Here is a 23,366-nt window from a genome sequence, read left to right on the forward strand (position 1 = left end):
AGCACAGCCTGCCAGGGGGACGTGTCCAGCGGTTTACGACGGCTGCGCCGCCGAACGGGGGCAAGCCCCCTCGCCACCTGGGGAGTGTTCGTTGTTCATTGCCGTGTTTGTCCAGGCAGTGACCGTTAGTGAAGGAATCAATCATGGCGAAGAAGACCCGCCCTGCAACGTTCATCAATGACCCGCTCTGGTACAAGGACGCGGTCATCTACCAGGTCCATGTGAAGTCCTTTTTCGATTCCAACAACGACGGAATCGGCGACTTCCCGGGGCTGATCGCCAAGCTCGACTACATAGCCGACCTGGGCGTCAACACCATCTGGCTGCTGCCGTTCTACCCCTCGCCGCGGCGCGACGATGGCTACGATATTGCCGAGTACCGCGGCGTGCACCCGGACTACGGCACCCTGGCCGATGCCCGGCGCTTTATCGCCGAGGCGCACAAGCGCGGCCTGCGGGTGATCTGCGAGCTGGTGATCAACCACACCTCCGACCAGCATCCGTGGTTCCAGCGGGCGCGTCGGGCCAAGCGCGGCTCCAGCGCGCGGGATTTCTACGTATGGTCGGACACCGATGACAAGTACAACGACACCCGGATCATCTTTCTCGACACCGAGAAGTCCAACTGGACCTGGGACCCGGTCGCCGGCCAGTACTTCTGGCACCGTTTCTACTCCCACCAGCCGGACCTGAACTTCGACAACCCGCAGGTGATGAAGGCGGTGCTGTCGGTGATGCGCTACTGGCTCGACATGGGCGTCGATGGCCTGCGCCTGGATGCCATTCCGTACCTGATCGAACGCGACGGCACCAACAACGAGAACCTGCCCGAGACCCACGATGTGCTTAAGCGCATCCGTGCCGAAATCGATGCCCATTACCCCGACCGCATGCTGTTGGCCGAGGCCAACCAGTGGCCGGAAGACACCCAACTGTATTTCGGCGAGCAGAAGGGCGACGACGGCGACGAATGCCACATGGCGTTCCACTTCCCGCTGATGCCGCGCATGTACATGGCCGTCGCCCAGGAAGACCGTTTCCCGATCACCGACATCCTGCGCCAGACCCCGGAGATTCCCGCCAACTGCCAGTGGGCGATCTTCCTGCGCAATCACGATGAGCTGACCCTGGAAATGGTCACCGACCGAGAGCGCGACTACCTCTGGAACTACTACGCCGCCGATCGCCGGGCGCGGATCAACCTCGGCATCCGTCGCCGCCTGGCGCCGTTGCTGGAGCGCGACCGGCGCCGTATCGAGCTGCTCAACAGCCTGCTGCTGTCGATGCCGGGCACGCCGACCCTATATTACGGCGACGAAATCGGCATGGGCGACAACATCTACCTGGGTGACCGCGATGGCGTACGGACGCCGATGCAGTGGTCGATCGACCGCAACGGCGGCTTCTCCCGCGCCGACCCGGCGAGCCTGGTGTTGCCGCCGATCATGGACCCGCTGTACGGCTTTGCCTCGGTCAACGTCGAGGCCCAGGCCGGCGACCCGCATTCGCTGCTCAACTGGACCCGCCGCCTGCTCGCCGTGCGCAAGCAGCAGAAGGCCTTTGGGCGTGGCAGCCTGAAGATGCTGTCGCCGGCCAACCGGCGCATTCTGGCCTATACCCGTGAGTACACCGGCGCCGACGGCAAGAGCGAGATCATTCTCTGCGTCGCCAACGTCTCGCGCACCGCCCAGGCGGCGGAGCTGGAACTGTCGCAATTCGCCGGCCGGGTGCCAGTGGAGATGCTCGGCGGCAATGCTTTTCCGCCCATCGGCCAATTGAACTTCCTGCTGACCCTGGCCCCTTACGGTTTCTATTGGTTCCTGCTGGCCTCGCAGACGCAGATGCCGGCCTGGCACGTGGAATCGCCCCAGTGCATGCCGGACTTCTCCACCCTGGTGCTGAAGCAGCGCCTGGAGGAATTGCTCGAAGCGCCGGCCCGTACCCGTCTGGAGCAGACCTCATTGCCCGAGTGGCTGCCGATGCGCCGCTGGTTCGCCGACAAGCATGCGCCGATCGAGCAGGTACGGATCGTGTATGGCCTGCGCTTCGGCGAACCGCCGCAGCCGGTGCTGCTCAGCGAGGTCGAAGTGACCGTGGCGGGCCAGAGCAGCCGCTACCAGGTGCCGTTCGGCCTGCTGGGCGAGGAGCAGATCAACGCCGCGCTGCCGCAGCAACTGGCGATGGCCAGGGTACGCCGTGGGCGGCAGGTGGGCCTGATCACCGATGCCTTCAGCCTGGAGAGCTTCGTGCGTGGAGTGGTCCAGGGCATGCAGGCGGGCTCTGTCTTGGGTGATGACAGCGGTGAGCTGCGCTTCCAGGCCACCGCCGAGCTGCTGGCCCAGCCGTTGCCGGCGGATGCCGAGGTGCGCTACCTGTCGGCCGAGCAGTCCAACAGTTCGGTAGTGGTCGGCGAGCGGGTGATGCTCAAGCTGATCCGTAAGGTCAGTGCTGGCATCCACCCGGAACTGGAAATGAGCGCCTTCCTCGGTGCCGCGGGCTTCCAGAACATTTCGCCGTTGCTGGGCTCGGTGGTAAGGCATGAACCAACGGGCGAGGAAAGCCTGCTGATGATTGCCCAGGGCCTGCTGAACAATCAGGGTGATGCCTGGGTCTGGACCCAGAACAACCTGGAACGGGCGATTCGCGACGAGTTGGCCGATGGTGCGATGGAGCACGAAGTCTCGATCAATGCCCTGGACGAGCTGGTGAACTTTGCCGGTCTGCTGGGCAAGCGCCTGGGTGAGATGCACCAGGTGCTGGCCGCGCCCACCGACAACCCGGACTTCAGTGCCGAGGTCAGTACCGGCAAGGACGGCAAGGCCTGGGGCAAGCATGTCGGCAGCCAGGTCAGTCGCGCGCTGGAGTTGCTCGAACAGCACCAGGGACCGTTGTCGACCGACGACCAGGCCTTGGTGGCTCGCCTGGTACGTGCCAGGAAGGCGATCCTTGCCCATGTCCAGACTCTGGCCGCGCAAGTGGTGGGTGGCTTGCGCATTCGTGTGCATGGCGACCTGCACCTGGGCCAGGTGTTGGTGGTGAAGGGCGACGCCTACCTGATCGACTTCGAGGGCGAGCCGGCACGTTCGCTGCAGGAACGGCGTGGCAAGCACAGTCCCTACAAGGATGTCAGTGGCGTGTTGCGCTCGTTTGATTATGCCGCGGCAATGGCACTCGACAGCTCCCAGGCTGTCGATTCATCCGAGGCGGCGCAGAGCGCGCTGGTGCGAGTCGCCGAGCGTTACCTGAACGAATCGCGGCAGGCATTTATCCAGGCATACGAGCAGGCAGCAGCTAGTCTTGCCCATGCATGGCAGGACCCGGCGGGCGCACAAGCGGCGCTGGCCCTGTTCAGTCTGGAGAAGGCTGCCTATGAAATCGCCTATGAGGCACAGAATCGTCCGACCTGGCTGCGGGTACCGCTGCAGGGTCTGGACCGACTGTTGAGTGAGGTGAAAACCTTGTCCGGTGGAGAGCAACAATGAGTTCAAGTAAGGAACAAGGTAATGCCAGGGCCGGCCTGTTGCCTGCTGCCCAGGATATCGAGGCGCTGGTACGGGCCGAACATCAGGATCCGTTCGCCATTCTCGGGCCCCATGACGATGGTGCGGGCGGGCAGGTGATCCGCGCATTCCTGCCCGGTGCCCTGAGCGCCGAAGTGCTGGCCCAGGACGATGGGCGAGTGTTGGGCAGCCTTGAAATGAGCGAGGTGCCGGGCCTGTACGTCGGTCGGCTCGAGCAGCGCCAGCCCTATCTGTTGCGGATTCAATGGGCCGGCGGCGAGCAGGTCAGTGAAGATCCCTACAGCTTTGGCCCGTTGCTCGGTGAAATGGACCTGTACCTGTTCGCCGAAGGCAATCACCGGGACCTGAGCGGTTGCCTGGGTGCGCAGTTGACCCAGGTTGGTGGTGTCGACGGCGTACGGTTCGCGGTCTGGGCGCCGAATGCCCGGCGCGTGTCGGTGGTCGGCGACTTCAACAGTTGGGATGGCCGCCGGCATCCAATGCGTCTGCGCCATCCGAGTGGCGTTTGGGAAATCTTCATTCCGCGCCTGCAGGCGGGGGAGTCCTACAAGTACGAGATTCTCGGTCCGCACTCGATCCTGCCGCTCAAGTCCGACCCGGTGGCCCTCGCCACCCAGCTGCCGCCGGACACCGCCTCGCGGGTTGCACCGCCGTTGCAGGTCGACTGGCAGGACCATGAGTGGATGCAGGCCCGCGCCGAGCGGCAACGGCCGAATGCGCCGCTGTCGATCTATGAACTGCATGCCGGTTCCTGGCAGTGTGAAACCGACGAGGCCGGCGAAGTGTCCCGGCAATACAGCTGGGGCGAGCTGGCTGAACGCTTGATTCCCTATGTGCAGCAACTGGGATTCACCCATATCGAGCTGATGCCGATCATGGAACACCCGTTTGGCGGCTCGTGGGGCTACCAGCCGCTGTCGCAGTTCGCGCCCAGTGCCCGCTACGGCACGCCGCAGGACTTCGCCGGCTTCGTCAATGCCTGCCACCAGGCCGGCATCGGGGTGATTCTCGACTGGGTGCCAGCGCATTTTCCGACCGATACCCATGGCCTGGCGCAATTCGACGGCACGGCGCTGTATGAATATGGCAACCCGCTGGAAGGTTTTCACCAGGATTGGGACACGCTGATCTACAACCTGGGGCGTACCGAAGTGCATGGCTTCATGCTGGCGTCGGCCCTGCATTGGCTCAAGCATTTCCATGTCGACGGCCTGCGGGTGGACGCGGTGGCATCGATGCTCTACCGCGATTATTCGCGCAAGGCCGGGGAGTGGGTGCCCAACCGTCATGGCGGGCGAGAGAACCTGGAGGCCATCGATTTCCTCCGTCACCTCAATGATGTGGTGGCGCTCGAAGCGCCAGGCGCCCTGGTGATTGCCGAGGAGTCGACGGCCTGGCCCGGGGTCAGCCAGGGTACGCAGCAGGGTGGCCTGGGTTTCTCCTACAAGTGGAACATGGGCTGGATGCACGATTCGCTGCACTACATCCAGCAGGATCCGGTGTACCGTGCCCATCACCACAACGAGCTGAGTTTCGGCCTGGTCTATGCCTGGTCCGAGCGCTTCATTCTGCCGATCTCCCATGATGAAGTGGTACACGGCAAGCACTCGCTGATCGACAAGATGCCTGGCGATCGCTGGCAGAAGTTCGCCAACCTGCGGGCGTACCTCAGCTTCATGTGGGCGCATCCAGGCAAGAAGCTGCTGTTCATGGGCTGCGAGTTCGGCCAGTGGCGCGAGTGGAACCACGACCGGCAGTTGGACTGGTACCTGCTGCAGTACTCCGAGCACCTGGGGGTGCAGAAGCTGGTCAGCGACCTGAACCAGCTGTATCGGCAGGAGCCGGCGCTGCATGATCAGGATGATGCGCCGCAGGGCTTCCAGTGGTTGATCGGCGATGATGCGAGCAACAGCGTCTATGCCTGGTTGCGCTGGAGCCGCGAAGGCCGGCCGCTGTTGGTGATCGCCAATTTCACCCCGGTGCCACGGGAAGGCTACCGGATCGGCGTACCGTTCGCCGGGCAGTGGCAGGAAGTGATCAACAGTGATGCGGCGATCTATGCCGGGTCCAACTATGGCAATGGCGGCGGGGCCTTCACCGAGGACAAGGCCAGCCATGGGCAGGCCACTTCCCTGGTGTTGAACCTGCCGCCATTGGCCGTGTTGATGCTGCAGCCGGTGGCCTAGATAAAGACCATCTCGAACGGCTGCCGAGCCTGTTCGATCAGGTTGGGCTTGAGCACGGGTGCCAGCCCGGCTTCCGGGTCGCCCTGCAACTGGCTGTGAAAGGCGTGGATCGCATGTTGCTTGCGCGCCACGCCCCAGGTGTTCAGGCGTATCTTGCGGGCGCGATGCCAGGGGATCAGGTGTTCCTCACGCAGCGGCCGGAACCATGTCCACACCGGCATCTCCACCAGCCGTGCCCCGGTGGCGGTACAGGCCTTGGCGCTGGCGCGGCCGACCGTCTCATGGTCGCTGTCGCCATCCTCGCGCCAGGTGGTGAAGACCACGTCGTCATGGCGCAGGTAGCGGCGCAGATACTGGCAGATGGCGTCTTCCTGTTGCTCCAGGGCTCCATGGCGAAAGCCGCCACGAATCCACTTCAGGCAGTGCAACTCGATCCCGAGGCGACGCAACGCTTCGGCGGTTTCCTGCGGGCAGACCACGCTCAGGCGTTGTTCGGACCAGATCCGGGAGCCGGGATAGAGCGCACTGCCATCAGTGATGGAGACCAGTTGCAGGGGATGGCCGAGGGCCGAGAGCATCTGCAACAGGCCGCCACAGGCAAAGGTTTCATCGCCGGGATGCGGGGCGATGACGACGACCCGCCCACCGGGTTCGACCAGTCGGGTGGGGTTCAGGAACGGCACCCGTTCCAATTGCCGGGAACCGCTCCAGATCGGCGGTGCAACCACGTTGCGGGCTGCAGATTGATGTCTCATGTGGTCCACGTCCTTGTGTGGGAGTTCGCGCCTCGATCCTGAGGCGCTGGGTACCAGTATCGCTCATGTTGTCCGAAATGCGACTTTTATTGTCGATTGTCGCCTCTCGCCTGTACTAATCCCGGTGCAGTTCGAACAACACCAGCGAACGGCCGGTCACGGTGTACTCGCGATCGAAGTCGAAGCGCTCCTCTCCCTTGATCCGTGTGTCGTTGGTGTCGAGCATGCAGCTCCAGTACTGGCCCTGGGGCACCGGCGGCAGGCGGAAATTGACCCCGTCGTGGTGGGAGTTGACCGCGATCAGCAGGGTGGCGTCGGCCCCGGTGCGTTGCAGCCCGGTCACCTGCGCACGCCCATCGAGCAGGATGCCGAGGCAGCGGCCGTGGCTGTCGTGCCACTGTTCGGTGGTCATTTCGTTGCCGTCCGGGCTCAACCAGGTGACATCCTTGACCCCCAGTTCCTCGTTGTAGGTACCCACCAGGAAGCGCCCGCGCCGCAGGATCGGGTAGGCCAGGCGCAACTTGACCAGGCGCTTGACGAAGGCGAGCAGGGAACGTCCGTCGTCGTCGAGCTCCCAGTTGACCCAGCCGATCTCGCTGTCCTGGCAATAGGCGTTGTTGTTGCCGTGCTGGGTCCGGGCGAACTCGTCGCCGGCAACGATCATCGGCGTGCCTTGGGCCAGCAGCAGGGTGGCGAAGAAGTTGCGCATCTGCCGCAGGCGCAGGGCATTGATCTCGGGGTCGTCGGTAGGACCTTCGACACCGTGGTTCCAGGACAGGTTGTTGTTGCTGCCGTCCTGATTATTCTCGTCGTTGGCCTCGTTGTGCTTGTCGTTGTACGACACCAGGTCGTGCAGGGTGAAGCCATCGTGGGCCGTGATGAAGTTGACCGAGGTGTAGGGCCGCCGTCCGCGCTGGTTGAACATTTCGCCGGAGGCGGTCATGCGCGCGGCGAAGTCGGCGAGCTGGCCGTCGTCGCCTTTCCAGAAGGCGCGTACGGTGTCGCGAAAACGGTCGTTCCATTCGGCCCAGCCCGGTGGGAAGCCCCCGACCTGGTAGCCGCCGGGGCCGCAGTCCCAGGGTTCGGCGATCAGCTTGACCTGGCGCAGCACCGGGTCTTGGCGACAGGCGACGAGGAAGCTGTGGCGTTCGTCGAAGCCGTCGTGGTAACGCCCGAGAATGGTCGCCAGATCGAAGCGAAAGCCGTCCACGTGCATTTCCGTGGCCCAGTAGCGCAGCGAGTCGGTGACCATCTGCAGCACGCACGGGTGGCTCAGGTCGAGGGTGTTGCCGGTGCCCGAATCGTTGATGTAGAAGCGCTTGTCCTCGGGCATCAGCCGGTAGTAGGAGGCGTTGTCGATGCCGCGCATGGACAGGGTCGGACCCTGCTCGTTGCCTTCGGCAGTGTGGTTGTAGACCACGTCGAGGATCACTTCCAGCCCGGCTTCGTGCAGGTGCGCGACAGTCTCCTTGAACTCGGCGATCTTGCCGCTGGCCAGGTAGCGTGGGTCGGGGGCGAAAAAGGCGATGCTGTTGTAGCCCCAGTAGTTGGTCATGCCCTTTTGCAGCAGGTGCTGGTCATTGACGAAGGCATGGATCGGCAGCAACTCCACCGAGGAAACCCCGAGGCCGCGGATATGTTTCACCACGTCCTCGACCATCAACCCGGCGAAGGTACCCCGCAGCGCCTCGGGCACGGCCGGATGGCGCATGCTGATGCCGCGAACATGGGTTTCATAGAGGATGGTGCGCTCCCAGGGTACGTTGACCTGTTGGTCGCGACCCCAGGTGTGGGCCGGGTCGATCACCTTGCTCTTGGGCACGAACGGCGCGCTGTCGCGCTCGTCGAAGCTGAGGTCGCCGTCCGGGTGACCGATGGTGTAGCCGAACAACGCCTCGGACCACTTGAGTTCGCCCACCAACTGCTTGGCGTAGGGATCGATCAACAGCTTGTTGTGGTTGAAGCGGTGGCCGTTGCTCGGGTCGTAGGGTCCGTATACGCGATAGCCGTAGATCAGTCCGGGATGGGCATCGGGCAGGTAGCCATGATAGATCTCGTCGGTGTACTCGGGCAGCTCGATGCGCTCCAGCTCGACCTCGCCAGTGGCATCGAACAGGCACAGTTCGACCTTGGTGGCGTGGGCGGAAAACAGCGCGAAGTTGACTCCCAGGCCGTCCCAGGTCGCGCCGAGGGGAAAGGGCAGGCCCTCGCGGATGCGCGAGACCTGGGGGCTTGGCTTGTGGTGCTTGGGTTTGGTCATGGACGGGTGCTCACCAGCGGTTCGGTTCAATTGGCGGCCGGCTTGCGCGGTGCACGAGGCTTCTTGGCGGTCGGTTCCGTGGCCTTGGCCGGCACCGGCTTGACCGCAGGTTTTATCGTGGTGCTCTTGGCGGCCGGTTTGGCGGCGCTGGTCGCAGCCTTGGGCTTGGCCTTGGCGGTGGCCGGCTTGCTCGGCGCCAGCGCTTCGGCCTCGGCCAGCTTGCGGGCCATTTCCCAGTGGCGTTCTTCCTGGCCCTCGGGACGACCCTCCGATTCCCAGATCTGATAGGCAAACTCACGGATGCGTTTTTCTTCGGTACTCATCGCGATGCTCCTGGACGGACACTCAAGTTTGAACAAAGGGTTGGATGAAAAGATTGACCGGGAAGTCCGCAAGCGCGTCACCGACCATAAGCTCCCCATGGGCTGTGACTTCGGCTGCCGAGAAAAGTCCATTTAATTTGCCGGGTCGGGCACTCGACGCCAGTTCGATCCGGGTGTCGCCCCAGGCTGACGGAGTGATCCATGGCTGGTCGCTCCCGGCCAGCAACCCATGGGGTAGCCTAGGGACGAGAACGATGGCCTGTCCGGTCGCGGTGGCACGGCTGAAGGCCAGGACGTGGTCGGCCTGTTCACCGCGAACCGCCAGGGGCTGGTAGTCGCCACGGCGAAACAGTTCGGCGTGGCTGGCGCGAATCGCCAGGGTACGGGCGATCAATGCCTGCTTGAGCCGGCCACTGTGCCAGTCTTCGACCAGTTCCGACGGCGTGGCTGGTACTTCCAGCGCTTGCTGCCTGGCGGCGTAATCCACCGGCCGGCGGTTGTCCGGGTCGACCAGGCTGAAGTCCCAGAACTCATTGCCCTGGTACAGGTCAGGCAGGCCGGGTACGGTCATGCGCAGCAGGCATTGGGCCAGGCTGTTGACGGCTCCGGCCGGGGCGATGAAGCGTACCGCCGCAGCGATCTCGCGACGCAGCGCCAGCCCTTCGGGCTTGAGCAGCAGCGCTTCGAGGAACTCGTGGCAGGCGTTTTCATAGGCTTCGTTCGGCGCGCTCCAACTGCTCTGAAGTTTGCCTTCGCGCAACGCCTTGCGCTGCCATTGCGCGAGGCGTTCGGCGTACTCGCCCAAGGCGGCCTGATCGTCGATGGCCAGCTCCAGGGGCCAACTGCCAAGCAGGCTCTGGTAGAGCATCAGCTCGTCACCGGCCGAAGGTGCCTGCGCGTCGCTGCGCAATGCGCTGGCCAACTCGCGCCAGCGTTCGACCCAACCGGCGTAGGTGGCACTGCACTCGCTCAGCACGGCCAGGCGCGCGCGGGAATCCTCACCACGCTTGTGGTCGTGGGTGGCGGTGGTCAGCAGGTTGTCGGGAAAGGCTTCCAGTCGCTGCTGGTTGGCCTGATGAAAGTCCGCCACGGGTGCGCTGAACTGCTCGGTGGAGAAGCCGACATCGTTACGCGACAGCAGTACCGCCGAGCGATAGAACGCGGTGTCCTCGACGGCCTTGGCGGCGGTTGGCGAGGTCAGTTGCTGGAAGCGAACGCAGGCGTGCCTGAGCAGCTTGCGTTCGCGGCCCGGTGGGCGCTGGCGCCAGGGCTCGCCACCGAGCCACTGTTGCAGGTAGTCGAGCACTGGCCAGTCCGCTTCGCCGAGGGTGGTGCGGGCACCGGCCAGCGCCTGCAGGAAGAACGGTTCGTCTTGCGCCGGGCGGCCGCAGGCATGGATATAGGTGCGGTACACCGGGAAATGCACGATCAATTCCTGCAGCGCGCGACGGATCGCGCCCAGGGTCAGGTCACGGCTCATGACATTATCCCTGGCAACCTGCAGCAGCGCCTGGGCCACACTCTCGAAATCGCCGGCCAGCGAGCCGTTGAGCATTTGCTGGCGGGCCAGCCGGGCTTCCTCGCCGAACACCGCCGGCCGTTCGCTGAGGCGGCTCCAGAGGTTGGCCAGCGGCTCGGCGCCGCGAGGATCATGTTGCAATAGCGACAACTGATTCATGAATTCGTAGCCAGTGGTACCGTCGACCCTCCAGTCGCGGTGCAGGTACTCGTCCTGGCCGAGGATCTTCTCGACGTAGATCGGCAGGTGTCGTCCGGGGGCGAGGGCGTCGACCCGGCGTCGCAACCGGCGGCAGTAGCCCCGTGGGTCGGCGAGTCCATCGACATGGTCGATGCGCAGGCCGTCGATCAGCCCTTCGCTGATCAACTGGAAGATCTTCTGGTGGGTGGCCTCGAACACCGCCGGGCGTTCGACACGCAAGCCGCCCAGCTCATTGACGTCGAAGAAGCGCCGCCAGTTGATGTCGTCGCCGGCGGTACGCCAGCTGGCAAGCCGGTAGTGCTGGCGCTCGAGCAACCGGTGCAGGCGTTCGAAACCTTCCGCTTCGCGGGCGTCGTAGCGTTGCAGACTGGCTGCGAGGGCGGGATGGCTGTCGACCCGGCTGGCCAGCTCGGCGCGCAGTTGCCCGGCCCGTGCGTAGGCGTCCGGCAGGGTATTGAGGGCCTTGAAGCGCGCGGCGAGGTCCTCCAGCTCCGGCAGGTCGGCGAGGATCTGCCCGTAGTCCCGTGGGCAGATCGGGAAGTGGTGCTGGTAGTGCTCGACATGGAAACCACCGCGCTCGGCATCGAAGCGCAACGCCACGCTGCCTTCCTGCAGCGCGGCGCCGTAGTCGCTGCCGAGGAACGGCAACAGCAGTTGGCCTTCGAGCAGCGGGTCGGGCGAATGCCACTGGATGTCGAAGAACTCTCCGTAGGGACTGCGCCGGCCCCATTCCAGCAGGTCGAGCCACCAGGGGTTGTCGGCACCGCCCACGGCCATGTGGTTGGAAACGATGTCGAGGATCAGCCCCATGCCATGCTCGCGCAAGGCGGCCACCAGCCGCCGCAGGGCCGGTTCGCCACCCAGTTCCGGGTTGACCCGGGTCGGGTCGACCACGTCATAGCCGTGCATCGAGCCCGCCCGCGCGCAGAGCAGGGGCGAGGCATAGAGATGGCTGATACCCAGCCGGGCGTAATAGGGAATCCACTCGATGGCCGCATCCAGTGGAAAACCCTTGTGCAATTGCAGGCGCAGCGTGGCGCGTGGGTTCGTACTCATCGGTCACGCTCCGCCGCCTGGAGCCGGGCACAGGCCAGCAGTTCGAGGCGGCGCGCCGCGTCAATGTCGTCGAGCAGTTCGCTGGCATGCCCCGGCAGGCGCCGGCGCCAGTTGGGATGGCTGTCGATGGTGCCGGGCAGGTTCGGTTGTTCCTCGACGCCCAGCGCGTCCTCCAGTGGCAATAGCACCAGCGGCGCCCGAGTGTGCCCGAGAAAGCGAATGCTGGCGTCGACCACCTGGTCGGTCTCGTGGGTTTCGTCGCGAAAGTTCTGCGGATCGTTGCTCAGGGCCCGGTGCAGTCCGTCGCGCTCGTGACGGCGGGTCTGGCGCCAGCTGTCAGCGGTTGCCGTATCGATCAGCCCGAGGCGGATGTTCCAGTCGATGTCGCGGGCGTGCCACCAGCCATTGAGAGTCGGCAGGTCATGAGTAGTGGTGGTCGCCAGGGCATTGTCCGGCCAGTCGAGAATGGGGCGGAAGCGATGACCGTATTCCTGTTCGAACAGCAGCACGCGCATGCCGAGCATCGAGCGGGCGACGAGCTTTTCCCGCAGGCCGTCGGGGACCGTGCCGAGATCTTCACCGAGGACGATGGCCTGGTGGCGGGAGGACTCCAGGGTCAGCAGGCGCAGCAGGTCGTCCACGGGATAATAGAGGTAGGCACCCTCGCTCGACGGCGAGCCGAGGGGAATCACCCAGAGCCGCTGCAGGCCCATGATATGGTCGATGCGCAGGCCCCCGGCGTAGGCGAAGTTGGCCCGCAGCATTTCGATGAAGGCGCGGAAACCATGGCGCTTGAGCCCTTCGGGAGCGAACGCGGAAATGCCCCAGCTCTGGCCCGCGCGATTGAGAATGTCCGGGGGGGCGCCGACGGTAAGCTCGGCCAGCAGCTCGTCCTGGCGGCTCCAGGCCTGGCTGCCGCCGCCGTCGGCGCCGACGGCCAGGTCGGCGATCAGGCCGATGGCCATGCCGCTGCCGCGCGCGGCGTTCTGCGCGCGCTCCAGGCTGCGGGCGATCAGCCACTGGCTGAAGGCGTGGAACTCGATATCCTCGGCATGCTCCTCGGCAAACCGGGCCAAGGCCGGGCTGCTCGGTTGGCGCCATTGCTCTGGCCACTGGCGCCAGTCGCCACTTTCACCACGGGCAACGCAGTGGGTTTGCAGTGCTTCGAACCGGCAGTGGTTTTCCAGGGCTTCGCCACCGGCGCGGCGGAAACTGGCGAAATCCTCGGCCAGGGGATGGTCGCCGAGCCGGAAGCCGTCGTATAGCGCACGCAGCAGCCGGTACTTGGCCCGCGCCGCGCGCGGCCAGTCGATCAATGACAGTTGTTCCAGTTCCTGCAGTTCCTCGGCCAGCCCGGTGCTGTCGATGGCCAGGCGCAGGGCGCGTTCGCCGAGGATCGCTCCCGGCGCGGCATAGAGGCTGTTGAGAAACAGGCGGCTGGACGGCGAGTACGGGCTGTAGCGACTGGGGTCGCTGCTGAACATGGCATGCACCGGACTGATCGCCAGGGCATCGGCCCCTCGTTCGCCAGCGGCGCGGGCAAGTTCTTCCAGTGCCTGGGTATCGCCGAAGCCGCCGTCGGCCGGGCGTTGCAGACTGTAGAGCTGGATGCCTAGGCCCCAGGCCCTGGCCGGGTGGGTATCAGTCGCGGCGTCGACGCTGTGGCAACTGGGGGGGGCAACGGCCAGGGTGAAGTGCTGGCCGTCGATGTGTACCGTCTGATAGCCGACCGGCACCACGCCGGGCAGTACGGCTTCGTTGTCCAATCGCAGGTGGAGCACCGAACCGTTTTCCAGGTGGACCTCGCAAGGCGTGTCGGGGGTGAAGTAGCGGGCGAGGTCGACACCCTTGTCGACGTCCGCAGTCAGCAGCGGCGGCAGTTGCTTGTCCTGTTGCGCCAGTTGCAGGTCCAGTAGACTAGCCTCGATGGCCGCATCGTCGTGGGCGGGATGGCCCAGGCCGGCCAGCACCTTGCGCAGCACCTCGGCGCGGACTTTCTGCGGCTGGCCATTGGCGTCGATCCAGTCGACGGCCAGGCCCGCCCGGCTGGCGAGTATTTCGAGTTGCGCATCGCTCATGGGCGTTCTCCATCGGGGACCGGCAGGTCATCGTCGTTGCTCAGGCTGACCAGTGCGCTGTAGGGCGCGAGGCTGCCTTCTTCCAGTTGCCGGGAGGCTTGGGCGGTGCTTTCGAACAGCCAGCGAGTAACGCTTTCGATACTGTGCTCGACCGCATGGGCACTCAGGTTGAGGTCGATGCGTAGCAACGTGCCGTCGCCCAGCCGCCAGCGGGCGCAGACCGCACCCTCCGCCAGCACGTCGGCGCCCAGTGCCTGGGTGCCTGGCAGGCGTGGTAGCAGTTCCCGGTGGCGAATCTCCAGCAATTGGCGGTACAGCTCGGCAATGGCTGCTCGGTGGCCATCCGTGGCCGGAACCAGGGTCGGCCGTGAGGCTTCAAAGGTGCTGGCGGCGTTCGGGTCGGGAATCCGCTCGCGTCGCTGCGGGTCGGTAAAACCGGCGAACTCGGCGAACTCCGCACGCCTGCCCTCGCGCACCGCATCGGCCAGCTCGCCGTGGTGGTCGGTGAAGAACAGGAAGGGTTCCTCGGCGCCGGTTTCATCGCCCATGAACAGCAACGGGATCATCGGCGACAGCAACAGCAGCACCGTCGCGGCCCGCAGCGCCGGGGCCGGGCACAATTGGCTGAGGCGTTCGCCAAAGGCGCGGTTGCCGATCTGGTCGTGGTTCTGCAGGAACAGGATGAACGCCGTGGGTGGCAGGTGGGCGCTGGGCTCGCCGCGACTGCGGCCATGACGGTTGGCATGCCCCTGGTAGACGAAACCCTGGCTCAGGCAGCGGGCCAGCTTCTGCGTGGTTTCCCGCGCATAGTCGGCGTAGTAGGCCTCCGTTTCGCCGGTCAGCAGCACATGCAGGGTGTTGTGGCCGTCGTCGTTCCACTGGCCGTCGTAGGCTTCTTCCAGCAGGCTGGCCTGGTTGAACTCGTTTTCCACGGTCAGCCAGACATGGCGTGCCGGGTCCACCTGCTGGCGTACCTGGCGAGCCAGCTCGCGCAGGAAGGTGTTGTCGTCGATCGCGTGCACGGCATCCAGGCGCAGGCCGTCAAAGCGATATTCCAGTAGCCACATCAGCGCGTTGTCGATGAAAAAGCTGCGCACCTCCTTGCGCTGGAAGTCGATGGCCGCGCCCCAAGGCGTATGGCGGTCCTCGCGAAAGAAGTCGCGCGCGTAACGCCCAAGGTAGTTGCCGTCCGGGCCGAAGTGGTTGTAGACCACGTCGAGAATCACCGCCAGGCCGTGGCCGTGAGCGCTGTCGATCAGGTGCTTGAGGTCTTCGGGCGTGCCATGGCTCGATTGCGGCGCATAGGGCAATACGCCGTCATAACCCCAGTTGCGTTCGCCGGGGCACTCGGCCAGGGGCATCAGCTCGATGGCGGTGATGCCGAGGGCGGCCAGGCGTGGCAAATGCTGCTCTACCGCACGATAGCCGCCGAGGGCACCGACGTGCAGTTCATAGATGATCGCCGTGTGCCAGGGCCGACCCTGCCAGTCCTTGTGGCGCCAGTGGTAGGCGAGCGGGTCGACCACCAGGCTGGGGCCCTTTATCCCACCGGCCTGGGCCCGTGAGGCCGGGTCGCAGACCGGCAGTTCGCCGTCGATGTTGTAGCGATAGTGGGAACCGGCCGGGCAGCGGGTTTCCAGGGTGAACCAGCCATCGTTCTGCGGCAGCATGGCCAGTGAGCGGCCATCCTCCAGCTCGACGCTGACGTAGAAGGCATCCGGCGCCCACAGTGCGAAGCGGGTGTGTTCCGCGTCCAGCATGACGGCGCCATGAGACCAGGCTTCCAGTGTCCGTAACGACATCCGTGACAACTCCTCAGTGCTTGCCCGCGCGGCTCCGGGAATGGGCGACCAAGGTTTCATACAGTTCGGCGTAGGGTTCTACCGCCTTGCTCCAGTTGAACGGTGCGGCCATGGCGCGGCAGCGCATGGCGTTGAGCAACGGCGGGTAGGCGAAGACCTTGAAGGCCCGGGTCAAGGCCGCCTCGTAGCTTTCCACGGTGGATTCGTCGAAGAGGAAACCGGTGACGCCGTCCTCGATGGTATCGGCCAGGCCGCCGGTGTTGCGCGCCACCGGCAACGAGCCGAAGCGCTGCGCGTACATCTGGCTCAGGCCGCAGGGCTCGTAGCGCGAGGGCATCAGCAGGAAGTCGCTGCCGGCGAACATGCGGCGGGCATCGGTTTCGTTGAAGCCGATGCGCACGCCGACCTGGCCGGGGAAGCGCAGGGCCAACTGGCGCATGGCTTCTTCTTCCTCGGCTTCGCCGCGGCCGATGATCGCGATCTGGCCCCCGGCGCGCACGATGAATTCGCTGACCGCTTCGGTGAGGTCCAGGCCCTTCTGGTAGACCAGACGTGATACCACGGCAAACAGCGGGCCGCTGGAGGCTTCGAGACCGAACAGCTGGCGCACGTGGGCGGCGTTCGCTGCCTTGCCGTTCCAGTCGCCAATATTGAAGGGCTGGACCAGATGCTGGTCGGTGGCCGCGTCCCAGCTTTCATCGATGCCGTTGGGGATGCCGCTGAGCAGCCCCTGGTAGGTCTTGCTGGCGAGAAAACCGTCCAGGCCGCAACCGAACTCCGGGGTGGTGATCTCCTCTGCATAGGTGGCGCTGACCGTGGTGATGTGGCTGGCATAGGCCATGCCGGCCTTGAGGAACGACAGCTTGCCGTAGAACTCCATGCCTTCCTGCTGCAGGGCATGGGGCGGGATGCCCAATTCCGGGCAGCAGGCCAGGCTGACTACGCCCTGGTAGGCCAGGTTGTGGATGGTGAAGAGGGTCGGCGTGCGTTGCCCGCGCCAGTGCATGTAGGCCGGGGCCAGGCCGGCGGGCCAGTCGTGGGCGTGAACCAGGTCGGGAGTCCAGTGGATCTGCGCGAGGTTGGCGGCGATGTCGGCGGCAGCCAGGCCCAGGCGGGCGAAGCGGATATGGTTGTCCGGCCAGTCTCGGCCGTTGTTGGCGCCATAGGGGGTGCCCTCGCGCTCGAACAGCTCCGGGCAGATCAGCACGTAGATCACCAGGCCGTCGGGCATGTCCATGCGCCCGATCTGGCAGGGTGGCAGCGCGGCATGGCCGGCAAGTTCGCCAACGATATGAATAGGATTGTCGCTGTCGAGCACCTGCGGGTAGCCGGGGATCAGCACTCGCACGTCGTGCAGGTGCCGCATGGCCCTGGGCAACGCCGCCGAGACGTCGCCCAACCCCCCGGCCTTCACCAGGTCGGCGAATTCGGAGGTGACGAACAGCACTTTCTTCTTGTTCGGGTTGACGGGTACAACGGATGACAACGTCTTCCCTCCCGTTGAGGGGACTGGCACCTGGACCGGTTCGCTGACCTGAATCAAACCTTCTTCCTGAATCTCCAACGCAGCGCTGATCATGTGCCTCTCCCGTTTTTATCTGATCTGATCCGTGGCTTTCACGCAACGTGCCCAATCCGCTTCCTTTGGTCGGACACGTCAGTTCAGGGCGTTTGGCAAAGTGTGGCCAACGCACCTAGACAAGAAAGAGTGGGGGAGCGCCTGTGCCCCTGAAACCCGGTACAGGCGCCCTACCTTTAACCTGACTGACCGCCAGTGCAGAAGGTTCGATTTTTTTTCAGAGGAAATGACTGACTGGTCAGTAGGCCCAGAAAAACAGTGTAGGAGAGATGTTGCTGACTTGAAGGGCGTTATTTAGACGACAAATTTCAAAAAGTTTCATGACAGATATAAGGCGGCGGAGCGATGGAAACTTTCTGGAACAAGCGCCGGGGCCGTCTGCACCGGCATGGCTCCGGTCATGGGGAGAGTGGGCAATAAGAGGGCAGAGGAAGCCACGCCGACCGCGCCCGGACAGGGCACGGCCATGGCGTGTTTCGGCGCGTCAGCCGAGCGGGCGGAGCGGCGCTCCAGCCGCCCAGGCCTGAATGTCCTCGATCATCTGGCCATAGAACATCCGATAGTTGTTCTGGCTGACATAACCGACATGGGGTGTGGCCAGGACATTGTCCAGGGTCCGGAACGGGTGGTTGACCGGCAGCGGTTCCTGTTCGAACACATCCAGTGCCGCTCCGGCGAGCCTGCCCTGTTCCAGCGCGCTGACCAGCGCCGCCTCGTCAACGATCGGTCCGCGGGCGGTGTTGACCAGGTACGCGGACGGTTTCATCCAGCCCAGTGCCTGGGCGTCGACCAGGCCACGGGAACGCTCGCTGAGCACCAGGTGCACCGATAGCAGGTCGGCCTGCTCGAACAGAGCCTGCTTGCTGACGTATTCCACGCCCACTTCGGCGGCACGCTCGGCGGTGAGGTTCTGGCTCCAGGCGATGACCCGCATGCCGAAGGCCTGGCCGTAGCGGGCGATCTTCTGGCCAATGCTGCCCAGGCCGAGTATGCCCAGGGTCTTGCCATGGAGATCGTTGCCCAGTCCGACCTGCCAGTCGCCGGCGCGCAGGGAGTTGGCCTCTCTGACCAGGTTACGGCTCACGGCCATGGCCAGGGCCCACGTCAGTTCCGGTGCGGCGTGCTTGTAGCTTTCGGTGCCACAGACCTGGATGCCCAGGGCCGTTGCCGCCTTGATGTCGAGGGCGGCGTTGCGCATGCCGCCGGTCACCAGCAGCTTGAGGCGCGGCAATTGGCGCAGCAGGGCCTCGTCGAAGGTGCTGCGTTCGCGCATCACGCAGATCACGTCATAACCGGCCAGGCGCTCGGCCATCACCTTGGTGGCGGCGGGATAGTCATGCAGGAAACTGACCTGGCCAATCCCGGCCAGGGCCGACCAGTCCACCACCTCGCCGGCCACGCCTTGCCAGTCATCGATTACCGCAATCTGCAACGTCATCGGGTGCTCCTCATTATTGTTTGGCGGCCAGCCAGCCCAGCAGGGCCTTGTGGAAGCGGTCCGGCTCTTCCATCTGCGGGGCGTGGCCCAGGCCAGGGAATTCGACCAGTGTCGAGTGCGGGATCAGTTTGGCCACCTGCTTGCCGAGCACATCGTAATGACCCAGGCGGGCCTTGACCTCGGGCGGCGCAATATCGCTGCCGATCGCCGTGGTATCGGCAGTGCCGATCAGCAGCAGGGTGGGCACTTTCAGGTCCTTGAACTCGTAGTACACCGGCTGGGTGAAGATCATGTCGTAGATCAGTGCCGAGTTCCAGGCCACCGCGACGTGGCCGGGGCCTTTGTTCAGCCCGGCGAGCATGTCGACCCAGCGGTCGAACTCGGGCTTCCAGCGCCCGGCGTAGTAGGTATTGCGCTCATAGTTGCGAATGCCCTCGGCGCTAAGTTTCAACTCGCGCTCGTTCCATTGGTCGACGGTGCGGTAGGGCACGCCCAGGGCTTTCCAGTCTTCCAGGCCGATCGGGTTGACCAGCGCCAGGCGCTCGACCTGTTGCGGGTAGAGCAGTGCGTAGCGGGTGGCGAGCATGCCGCCGGTGGAGTGGCCGAGCAGCACGGCCTTGTGGATGCCGAGGCTTTCCAGCAGGGCGTGGGTATTGCTCGCCAGTTGCTGGAAACTGTACTGGTAGTTGTCGGGTTTGCTCGACGTGCAGAAACCGATCTGGTCTGGCGCGATGACCCGGTAGCCAGCCGCGCTCAGGGCCTTGATCGAGTCGTCCCAGGTCGCGCCGCAGAAATTCTTGCCGTGCATCAGCACTACGCTCTGGCCGTTGGCCGGGCCACTGGGCTGGACGTCCATGTAGCCCATCTGCAGGGATTTGCCCTGGGACTGGAAGGCGAAGTGCTCGACCGGATAGGGATAGTCGAAGCCCTGCAGTTCCGGCCCGTAGGCCGGGCCTTCGGCGGCGTGGGACAGGACTGGCAGCGACGCGGCGAGGAACAGGCTGCCGAGGACAAGGGAGCGTGAAGTGGGCATGGGCGACCTCCTTGGGAATCCGCCCGATGCTGCTCAGATGCGATTAACGGCGGATTAAAGCGGTCGACGGGTTGGGTAACGGCGACAGGCATAGATGATGCGCCATCGCCGTAGTCGGCAACCTGGGGGGAACCGAAGAAAAGGGGTCAGGCAACGGTCTGTCGCGAGGTTTCCAGCACGTGCTTGAGGTTGTTCAGGGCCCGAGCCGACAATTCGATCATGCGGCCCTGCAAGCCGCTGAGATTGAGCTCGGTGATGTACTGCAGGGTACGGCAGAAGTGGGTGCCGTGCCCCTGGCGCGTGAGTTCGTAATAGATGCAGCCGTCGACGACGGAGGAGGTGAAGGCGGTCCTGAAGGCATGGGGCGGGTCGGCCAGGACCACGCGGTAGTTCATCTCGATTCGCAGCCCCAGCAGGTCGATGACCTCGCTGAAGCGGTGGTCCTTCGGCACCGGGCCGCGCATGCCGGTGTCGGCGCCGACGGAGGTCGGGTGCCATTCGTGCCAGCGATCCGGCTGAGTCACGTAGGCATACACCGTGGCGATATCGGCTTCTATATAGATCTCGTTGCTCAAGCTCTTGGCATAGCTCTGGAAAGAGGGCTGTTCCATATTTTCTAGCTCCTACTGCATTCAGGGAGAAGCAGTGGTGAGCATAGGCGATGCCCGGGCATTGCACCCGGGCAGGCGACGATTGTCCGACCCCCGGTGCCCACGCCGGGGGTGTTCGTCAGCGCGGGCTCAACGGACCTTGAAGCGGCCCATCAACGCACTCACGCGGTTGTTCGCCTCCAGCAGGCTGCGGGTGTTGGCGTCGGTGGCGTGACCGCTTTGCACCAGCTCCTCGACCATGTGGCGGATCTGCACCATGCTGCGGTTGATCTCCTCGGTCACCGCGCTTTGCTGCTCGGCGGCGGTAGCGATCTGCGTACTCAGGCTGTTGATGTGGCTGACCGAACCGGCCATTTCATCCAGCCCCGAGTTGACCCGTGCGGTGGCGTCGGCGGCCGATTGGCAACTGGCCTGGGTATTTTCCATGGCGCTGACCGACGACGTCACGCCCTGGGTCAGGCGGGTCAGCATTTCATTGATTTCCGAGGTGCTGGCCTGGGTACGGGCGGCGAGGGCGCGCACCTCGTCGGCCACCACGGCGAACCCGCGTCCCTGTTCGCCAGCACGCGCCGCTTCGATGGCGGCGTTCAGGGCGAGCAGGTTGGTCTGCCCGGCAATGGCGCCGATCACCCCGAGGATCTCGGTGATGCGCTGGGCGTCCTGCTGCATGCTCTCGACCTTCTGGGTGGCGCTGGACACTTCGTCGATCAGGGCGATGACGCTGCCGGAAGCTTCGCCCACCACCACCCGCGAACGATCGGCGTGTTCGTTGGCACGTTGGGTGAAGGCGGCGGTTTCGGCGGCGTTGTGCGCGACGGTTTCGGCGGTGCTGCTCATCTCGGTGATGGCGGTTACCGTCTGGTCGGTCTCCGAGGCATGCCGGGCGAGGATCTGGTTGCTCTGGGCCGAGGTCTGCTGGAGTTTTTCCAGGCTGCTGGACATGTCGCCGGTGGCCTGGGTCACTTCGCCGATCATGTTCTGCAGGTAGACGATGAAACGGTTCACCGAATGGCCGATGGCGCCCAGTTCGTCCTCGGCACGGATGGTGATGCGCCGGGTCAGGTCGGCATCGCCGCTGGACAGCGCGTCGATATTGCCCTTGAGCACGCGCATGCGCTGTACCAGCTTGCGGATGGCGTAGATCTGCAGCAGCACCAGCAATACGATCATCGGCACCTGCAACAGGCTCAGGGTACTGAGTACATCGTCGCGCTGGGCGGTGATCGACTTGGTCGGCAGGGCGGTGGCGAGGAACCACGGCGAGCCTTCGATGGGGCGCATGAAGAAGGTGCTGGCGACGCCAGCGTTGTCGAACTCGACGCGCCGCCGGCCGGTGTCACGCTCCTGCAGGCCGGCCTTGATCTGCGCGGCGAAGGGCGAGGTGCCGGCCAGGTCGTTGATGTTCTTCAGTACCACCGGGCTGCTGATGTGGGTGCTGTTGCTGATGATCTTGCCGTCGGCTTCGACGATCAGCATTTCGGCGCCCAGGTCCTGTTCCTTGCGGGCCACCAGGTCGTTGAAGAAACCCAGGGTCACGTCGATGGTCGACACGCCGTAGGGCGCGCCGTTGCGCTGGATCGCCATCGCGCAGTTGGTGCGCGGCTCCTGGCTGGCGTCGTCCTTGTAGGCTGCAGCCCAGGCGCACTGGCCACGCGGGGTGGCCATACCGCCCTTGTACCAGGGCTGGTCGTAGTAGTTGGGCGCCTCGGCGCTGTTCCAGAAGGTGTTGACCTTCAACTGGCCGCTGGCATCGCGGTGCCAGAACGTACTGTGCTTGTTCTGCCCCGGCGTGCGCTGGCCAGGCAGGGGCCAGATACCGCCGCCGAACACCTTGAGTTCTCCGTACTGGTCCACCAGGCCCGGCAGCACCTTGTCGATGGCATCGCTGTCGAGCAGGGGGATGGTCTGGGTGATGCTGCGTTGCTGGGCCTGGACCTTGTTCAGTTCGCCCTGGATCTGCTCCGCTACTTCGGCAATGCGATTGAGTGCCACCTGTTCTTCGGTATGGCGCAGCTTGGGCGCCACCAGTTGGCCGATACCGACCACGGTCAGGACGAACAGCAGCAGGACAAACAGGACCAGAAACAACGTGTAGCGGGCTTGAATCGTACGGAACGTAGGCATGGGACCTGTCCTTGCAAAGCGGCTTTTATTGTTCGTGAGCTTTTCAGGGCTTCGGCAGGTTATCGGCTTGGTCTGGATTGGCTTTAGGTACGATCGTACAAGATTGCAGGAAGGCTCTGGCACAAGCCTTCGGGCTGGGCCAAATCCGGCCATTTTTGTGTAATGAAATGTAGATAAATTGTATCTTGATTGGAATATTGACTAAGATTTCGCCTTTCAGACCTAAATCAGGGACGTTTCCTATGACTGCCTCACCAGCACGTCAAGCGCAGCAACATATTTTCAACCACCTGAGCCAAGGAGTCCGGGCATGAGCATGGGAACGGTAGGGGCCTGGGCCTCGGCAGCGGGCCTGAAGATTTTCGTCAAGGACGGTGCTCCTGCCCAGCAGTCCAAGATCCAGAGCGACAAGGCCAAGCAGCTGCTGCGTACGGTCGGCAGGGACCCGCTGGCTCTCGATACCGGAAAGATGGCCGCAGCCAAGATGCGTGCGAAGTTCAAGGACTTCAACCCGGAGCAGGTCAGCCCGGCGCAACTGGGTAAAATCAGCACATTCCTCAAGGATAACGGCCTGATCGACACCTTTACCGCCAGCCTGCTGCTCAACGCCGGCGAAGAGTTCGACAAGTTCGGGGTGCAGAAGAACACCGACGAGAAATTCAACTCCCTGGAGTATTTCGCGACCCAGATCACCACGATCCAGGATCGCGCGCTGAAACGGGACGTGTACTCCAACTACATGATTCCGGCTTACAAGAAGGCCATCAACGTTCTGCAGAATCTGCAGCAGTTCGGTAGTACCGGTGCTGCGGTGACGGTCAATACCAAGGCCTGATAGGGCCTGGCTCCAGCGTCCGCCCCGGCCGGGGCGGAGCGCAAT

14 protein-coding genes are annotated in these 23,366 nt (G+C 64.4%); 3 read left to right on the plus strand and 11 right to left on the minus strand.

The annotated features are described in order from the left end of the window. The first annotated feature begins 143 nt into the window (after positions 1-143). Both treS and glgB read left to right on the plus strand, forming a co-directional pair. On the plus strand, positions 144-3,482 hold the full coding sequence (treS, locus tag AC6I6U_RS16900; RefSeq protein WP_497877188.1) for a maltose alpha-D-glucosyltransferase: 3,339 nt from the start codon (positions 144-146) through the stop codon (positions 3,480-3,482). Beyond that, positions 3,479-5,707, plus strand: a complete 2,229-nt coding sequence (gene glgB / locus AC6I6U_RS16905) for a 1,4-alpha-glucan branching protein GlgB (protein WP_497877189.1) — start codon at positions 3,479-3,481, stop codon at positions 5,705-5,707. The genes treS and glgB overlap by 4 nt, the downstream gene beginning before the upstream one ends. On the opposite strand, the gene AC6I6U_RS16910 is transcribed toward glgB, so the two are convergent. From AC6I6U_RS16910 to AC6I6U_RS16960, 11 genes are all read right to left on the minus strand, one after another. Next, on the minus strand, positions 5,704-6,462 hold the full coding sequence (locus AC6I6U_RS16910; RefSeq protein WP_497877190.1) for a PIG-L deacetylase family protein: 759 nt from the start codon (positions 6,460-6,462) through the stop codon (positions 5,704-5,706). The two genes, glgB and AC6I6U_RS16910, sit on opposite strands and share 4 nt — an antisense overlap. Before the next feature lie 115 nt (positions 6,463-6,577). Further along, positions 6,578-8,722 (minus strand): glycogen debranching protein GlgX, encoded by a 2,145-nt coding sequence (gene glgX, locus AC6I6U_RS16915; RefSeq protein WP_497877191.1) that lies wholly within the window; start codon positions 8,720-8,722, stop codon positions 6,578-6,580. A gap of 26 nt (positions 8,723-8,748) precedes the next feature. Then, complete coding sequence (locus AC6I6U_RS16920) at positions 8,749-9,045, minus strand: DUF2934 domain-containing protein (protein WP_497877192.1); 297 nt, start codon at positions 9,043-9,045, stop codon at positions 8,749-8,751. A gap of 22 nt (positions 9,046-9,067) precedes the next feature. Beyond that, the gene (locus AC6I6U_RS16925) at positions 9,068-11,821 is read right to left on the minus strand and encodes a malto-oligosyltrehalose synthase (RefSeq protein WP_497877193.1); all 2,754 of its coding nucleotides are present in this window, start codon (positions 11,819-11,821) and stop codon (positions 9,068-9,070) included. Continuing rightward, positions 11,818-13,899, minus strand: coding sequence for a 4-alpha-glucanotransferase (gene malQ, locus AC6I6U_RS16930; protein ID WP_497877194.1), 2,082 nt, complete (start codon positions 13,897-13,899; stop codon positions 11,818-11,820). The genes AC6I6U_RS16925 and malQ overlap by 4 nt, the downstream gene beginning before the upstream one ends. After that, a complete protein-coding gene (gene treZ / locus AC6I6U_RS16935; protein WP_497877195.1) occupies positions 13,896-15,701 on the minus strand; it encodes a malto-oligosyltrehalose trehalohydrolase in 1,806 nt (601 codons plus the stop codon). Before treZ ends, malQ begins: the two co-directional genes overlap by 4 nt. Before the next feature lie 13 nt (positions 15,702-15,714). Further along, positions 15,715-17,280: a glycogen synthase GlgA gene (gene glgA, locus AC6I6U_RS16940; protein WP_497877196.1), complete on the minus strand. Its 1,566-nt coding sequence runs from the start codon at positions 17,278-17,280 to the stop codon at positions 15,715-15,717. A 484-nt stretch (positions 17,281-17,764) separates the two neighbouring features. Then, the gene (locus AC6I6U_RS16945) at positions 17,765-18,718 is read right to left on the minus strand and encodes a D-2-hydroxyacid dehydrogenase family protein (RefSeq protein WP_497877197.1); all 954 of its coding nucleotides are present in this window, start codon (positions 18,716-18,718) and stop codon (positions 17,765-17,767) included. Positions 18,719-18,731: 13 nt separating this feature from the next. Then, the gene (locus AC6I6U_RS16950) at positions 18,732-19,751 is read right to left on the minus strand and encodes an alpha/beta fold hydrolase (RefSeq protein ID WP_497877198.1); all 1,020 of its coding nucleotides are present in this window, start codon (positions 19,749-19,751) and stop codon (positions 18,732-18,734) included. A 146-nt stretch (positions 19,752-19,897) separates the two neighbouring features. Continuing rightward, positions 19,898-20,362, minus strand: coding sequence for an SRPBCC family protein (locus AC6I6U_RS16955; protein ID WP_497877199.1), 465 nt, complete (start codon positions 20,360-20,362; stop codon positions 19,898-19,900). Positions 20,363-20,491: 129 nt separating this feature from the next. Next, positions 20,492-22,486: a methyl-accepting chemotaxis protein gene (locus AC6I6U_RS16960; protein ID WP_497877200.1), complete on the minus strand. Its 1,995-nt coding sequence runs from the start codon at positions 22,484-22,486 to the stop codon at positions 20,492-20,494. A 310-nt stretch (positions 22,487-22,796) separates the two neighbouring features. On the opposite strand from AC6I6U_RS16960, the gene AC6I6U_RS16965 reads away from it, so the two are divergent. Beyond that, positions 22,797-23,321 carry a hypothetical protein gene (locus AC6I6U_RS16965; protein ID WP_497877201.1) on the plus strand — a complete coding sequence of 175 codons (525 nt, stop codon included), beginning with the start codon at positions 22,797-22,799 and terminating at the stop codon, positions 23,319-23,321. Positions 23,322-23,366: the final 45 nt, after the last annotated feature.

The sequence above is a fragment of the Pseudomonas sp. UTLPPB19802 genome (genome assembly GCF_059730225.1).